Annotated in this window: 4 protein-coding genes; 2 read left to right on the forward strand and 2 right to left on the reverse strand. The window is 72.6% G+C overall.

The genetic code is table 11. The features are described from left to right. Nucleotides 1-67: 67 nt before the first annotated feature. Together mgt and JAO81_RS06930 are read right to left on the reverse strand one after the other, a co-directional pair. A complete protein-coding gene (gene mgt, locus JAO81_RS06925) occupies nucleotides 68-1264 on the reverse strand; it encodes a macrolide-inactivating glycosyltransferase (protein ID WP_199546877.1) in 1197 nt (398 codons plus the stop codon). A gap of 113 nt (nucleotides 1265-1377) precedes the next feature. Beyond that, nucleotides 1378-2865: a serine-threonine protein kinase gene (locus tag JAO81_RS06930; protein ID WP_199546878.1), complete on the reverse strand. Its 1488-nt coding sequence runs from the start codon at nucleotides 2863-2865 to the stop codon at nucleotides 1378-1380. A 180-nt stretch (nucleotides 2866-3045) separates the two neighbouring features. Between JAO81_RS06930 and JAO81_RS06935 the strand changes: the two genes are divergently transcribed. Then, nucleotides 3046-3414 carry a hypothetical protein gene (locus JAO81_RS06935; protein WP_199546879.1) on the forward strand — a complete coding sequence of 123 codons (369 nt, stop codon included), beginning with the start codon at nucleotides 3046-3048 and terminating at the stop codon, nucleotides 3412-3414. A gap of 197 nt (nucleotides 3415-3611) precedes the next feature. After that, nucleotides 3612-4499, forward strand: coding sequence for an ANTAR domain-containing protein (locus JAO81_RS06940; RefSeq protein ID WP_233415012.1), 888 nt, complete (start codon nucleotides 3612-3614; stop codon nucleotides 4497-4499). The last annotated feature ends 159 nt before the right edge of the window (nucleotides 4500-4658 follow it).

The raw sequence follows: 4658 nt of genomic DNA on the forward strand, positions 1-4658 counted from the left end.
TCGCGAGGGGGGGGAGAGCGATAGGCGGGGGCGCCGGGGGGGCCCCCCCACGCCCGCCCGGACGTGATCAGTTGCCGCGCAGCTCCGCCTCGATCAGATCGGCCGCGCGCTTGGTGCCGCCCTCGGCCGCGGTCTGCATCTGCAAGTCGGCCAGCCTGCGGGCGACTTCCGGGTCCTCGCTGATCGTGAGCACGGCCTCGCGCAGCACCTCGGCGGTGGCCTCTTCGGTCGGGATGTGGCGGGCGACGCCGAGCGCCTGGAGCAGGTCCGCGTTCCCGAACTGGTCGACCGCCTGCGGCACCGCGATCATCGGGGTCGCGGTGGCGAGGCCTTCCTGGCTGCCGCCGGCGCCGGCGTGGGTGATGAACGCGTCCGCCTGGCGCAGGATGGCGAGCTGCGGCACCCAGCTGTGCACCTCGATATTGGCCGGGATCTCGCCGAGTTCGGCCGCGTCGACATGCTTGCCGATCTGCAGAACGACGTGCCAGCCCGGCAGATCGCCGAAGGCCTTGACGCACTCGCGGTAGAAGCCCGGCTGCTTGGTGAAGGTCGAGCCGAGCGAGACGAGCAGCACCTTCTCGGTGCCTTCGGGCCGGGTCCACTCCCCCTCGGCACGCTCCCCCTGACAGGCACCGACGAAGGTGTAGACGGACTCGTCGACGCGGTCGGCGTTCGGCTGGAGCGCCTTGGGGATCACCACGAGGCAGCGGTCGGGGCGGCCCATGAAGTTCTCGACCGAGATGTCCATGCCGTTCGCGGCGATCCACCCGGCGAAGGTGTCGAAGAAGGCCTTGCCGCGCACGGTCTCCTTCAGCGGATCGAAGAGCGGCTTGCCGACCTCCTCCTCGTATCCCTGCCAGGCGACGAGGTTCGGCGAGAACTGCACGATCGGCACACCCCACCGGTGGGCCAGGACGCGGGCCGGGTAGGCGGTGATGTCGTAGAGGACGAGGTCCGGCTCGTCGCCCTCGTAGAGCTTCTCGAGCTGGGGCAGCGCCTGGAGCGCGTCGGTCAGGAAGGGCTCGATGTTGTCGATCAGTTCCGTGCCCCAGGCGTCCGGGTCGTCGTCGGTGGGCAGCGTCGAGGTCCAGATCTTGGGCTCGGCGCCGGCCGCGGCGACCTTGTCGGCGAAGGACGCGGGGATCGCGTACGTGACGCGGTGGCCGCGGGCGACGAGCTCGCGGATCACCTCCAGGCTGGGGTTCACATGCCCGGAAGCGGCGATGGAGAACATGGCGATGTGCGCGGGCTTGTGAGCTGTCATGCGCTCAGCTTAGACGAGACGAGACGTCTCGTGCAAGACGTATCGTCTCGTCGGGACGGGGTGCCGACCTCCGGCCTCCTGGGTCCGGGGTGCCGACCTCCGGCCTCCTGGGTTCAGTCCTCCCGGCCGATCCCGGCGACCTGGACGATGAGGCGGGCGAGGTCCGGGTGGAACACATCGTTGTGCGCACCGGCCGGCGGGTCCCCTTCGCGTACGACACCGGAGACGTCGACGTTGAGGCACTGCCGGTCACTCATGCCGTGACGCAGGACTTCGTCGAGGCCGACCGAGGTGAACGACGCCGACGCCTGGGCTCCGTCATGGCCGAGGGCGCCCCATTTGCGGTCGATGCCCGACAGCGAGGCCGAGTCGCCGATCATGCGGGTGGCGAGCGGGTGCATCAGGCCGAGTTCGAGATCGTTGTGCGAGTAGCAGCACACGAGCGGACCGGCCAGACGCTCCGGGCAACCGGCCAGAGCGCCGCCGCCGCGCATCTGATGGGGCATGTGGTCGGCGAACGCGAAGTGGGACAGGGCCGGCTGCAGCAGCACCATCGAGGCCACGGCGCGGGAGTCCTCGGCCTGGTTCCGTAACGCGTAGGCGACCAGGCGCGCCCCGAAGCCGTGACCGACCAGGTGGATGCGCACCCCGGGCACGCTCCGGGCCAGCAGCTCCAGAACGGGCGCGAGGCCGTAGGCGCCCACGACGCCAGCGCGACGGCGGAAGGTATGTCCGGCGACCTGGCGCAGCAGTTCGTGCGCCCCGCGCCACAACTCGTCGTGCCCGGTGGCGAAGCGCGCGTCGCCGAACCCGCCGGCGGTCTGCACCGGACCGGTCTGTTCCAGCCGCGGGCTGAGCGCGTCCGGCGCACGGGGCCCGAGGATCGCCGACTCCTCGAGGGTGCCGTGGTGCGAGACTCCGGCCGCTCCCTCCGCACTGTGCTGCTCGGTGCGTTCGGGCCGGTGGTGGGTGGCCTCGACGGCCTCGCGCGCCTCGTCGAGCGCGGCCGCGAACTCGCCGCAGACGCCGGCGGTGTCGTCGAAGAGCATCACCGGGTCGTGCTGCACAAGGCGGTCGTCCTCGGCGTCCGATGCGAAGTCGGCGCGGGCGTCGGTGAGCCGCACTTCGACGAGACGGCGCAGGAACGTGCCGAAGTCGTCGAGGGCCAGGCTGCCGGTGGGCTGCCGTGCCAGCAGGCCGGACAGTTCGCGCACCACCTCCCCGCTGTCGGGCAGGGCACCCGCCAATGCGCGGGCCGTGTCGTCGTCCAGCGCGGGCAGAGCCTCCCGCGCGGCCCGGCGCCGCTCCTCGGGCACATGCGGAGCGGACTCGTCCAGAAACCGCATCGCGGGCCAGCGCGCGCCCACCAGCGCCATGCGGGCCTCGGGTGCGGCCTCCCGTAGAAGCGCGAAGAAGCGCGCGTCGAACTCCCCCGCCACGGCGGGATCGTTGTTCCAGCCGTGCGCGAGCACGACCACATCACGCGCGCCGCTGTGCCCGATGTCACTGATCACCTGGTCGCGGGCGCGCGGATCGACGGCTCCGTGCGGGTCGAACTCCCACACACCCTCCGCCACGGCCCCTCGTGCCGTATCCGTCATCGCCTGCCTCCTCGGCCGCCGTGCGCCGTGGGCCCAGCACCCGACGGCCGCCCCCGGCGAGTGCCCCGCGGGCCGGCCCTCATGTCCTGGGGTCACCTGCCGCACACCCCGCGGGCACTTGGGCTCCACGGTGGGACCACACCGCGTTTGCACCGCGAAGATCGGGTCATCCGCAACGGCATGACGAACCAACACAGCAAGACCGACAGCAAGAAGCCGGCCGACATGGCCGCAAAGACGGCCGGCACCGTGGCGGAGGCCGGTGGCAGTGCGACCGACAAGGCCGAGAAGTCGGCCCGCGCCTCGGGCCGTGTCCTCACCGGTGCGCTCGGCAGTGTCGAGTCCGGCCGCAAGGCCGTGACGGCGACCGCCGGACGGGCGGGTGCGGCGGCCCTGACCGCGTGGGCGGCCTTCAAGAACCGCAAACTGATCGCGGCGGTCTCGGCGGCCGGAATCACCGCGCTCGGCCTGGCCACCTACGGCGCGGGACGCCGCGCCGAGCGCAAGCGCCGCGGTCCGGTGGCGCGATGGAGCGGTGGACGCCTGTGAGCGTGGTTTGCGTCCGGCCTGACGGGATACGTGCAAAGGCACCCCATGGGCAGATCTGTGAGAGCGCACCGTGGGTCAGGCGTCGCCCGGTTGAGAAAACAGCCGGCGGCGCCGCCGCACGTATGCCCCGGTCGATGTCGCGCCCCCGCCCCGCGGGCGGGATGACGGTCTGAAGCCGGAGCAGGAGAAGGGAACGCATGGACCGAAGAGCCCGCATGCACGTCGCGCCGGACCCGGAGCAGGGTGACGTCGAAGCACTACGCGACCAACTCGCCCGCACCACCGAGGAGATCCGGCACCTGCGGGCCCGTGATCGCAGCCGGCCGGCCGTCGCGATGGCCCAGGGCCTGCTGATGGAGCGCTACCGGCTCCGGGACGCCGACGAGGCGTTCGTCCTGCTGCGCCACACCTCACAGCGCTTCAACGTGAAGATGCGCTCCCTGGTGGACGCGGTGCTCACCACCGCACGCCCGGACAGCATGAGGGAGCTGTGGTTCCCCGGCAGGGTCAGGCAGCACCCTCCCCTGCTGCCGGCCCTGGACCTCAACGGCGATGCGCCGGTGCACCGCAGCGGCGTCCTGCGCGTGGTGCTGTCACAGGTCCTCGCCATCACCGGGACCGACATGGGCAATGTGCAGCTGGCCGACCCGGTGGCGCGCGGCCTGCGCCTCGAACACCACACCGGTCACAGCGACGACTTCGTGGACTACTTCGCCTTCGTCGGCGAGACCGGCACCGCCTGCGGCGAGGCCGCCGCGGCGCTCGCGCTGCGCACCGTGCGCGACGTGGCCGTCGATCCGGTCTTCACCGACGGTGCACGGCGCACGATCCTTCAGGCGGGCAGCCGGTCCGTGCACAGCGTTCCGCTGATCGGCGCGGACGGCAGTTGCGTGGGCATGGTGTCCGCCCACCTGGCCGGCCCGTCCGGTGAACTGGCCGCCCGCCAGTCCGCGTTGCTCACCAGGATCGGCCACGAGACCGGCCGCTGGCTGGCCTGGTACGAGGAGACCCTGGTACGTGACGCCCTGGAGTTCCTGCACGCCCTGGGGCGCCGCCCCGACCTCCTCCCGCCGCGAGGCGCGTAAGGCCCTCGCGGGCAGTGCCGGGGCGGCGCCGCTCCGGACACCCGCAGTGCCGGGGCCGCGCCGATCCAACCGCCCGCAGTGCCGGGGCGGGGGCGGCCCCGGCGCCCCCCAGGGCCGGGCGGGGGCGCCCCGCCGGCCCCCTCCGGCGGGGGGGGGGGG

The organism is Streptomyces sp. N35, assembly GCF_016464295.1.
Lineage (GTDB): Bacteria > Actinomycetota > Actinomycetes > Streptomycetales > Streptomycetaceae > Streptomyces.

Excerpts from the sequence above, each read along its gene's own strand:
- JAO81_RS06930 (WP_199546878.1), bottom strand. The coding sequence starts at position 2,865 with ATGACGGATACGGCACGAGGGGCCGTGGCGGAGGGTGTGTGGGAGTTC.
- JAO81_RS06935 (WP_199546879.1), top strand. The coding sequence starts at position 3,046 with ATGACGAACCAACACAGCAAGACCGACAGCAAGAAGCCGGCCGACATG.
- mgt (WP_199546877.1), bottom strand. The coding sequence starts at position 1,264 with ATGACAGCTCACAAGCCCGCGCACATCGCCATGTTCTCCATCGCCGCT.
- JAO81_RS06940 (WP_233415012.1), top strand. The coding sequence starts at position 3,612 with ATGGACCGAAGAGCCCGCATGCACGTCGCGCCGGACCCGGAGCAGGGT.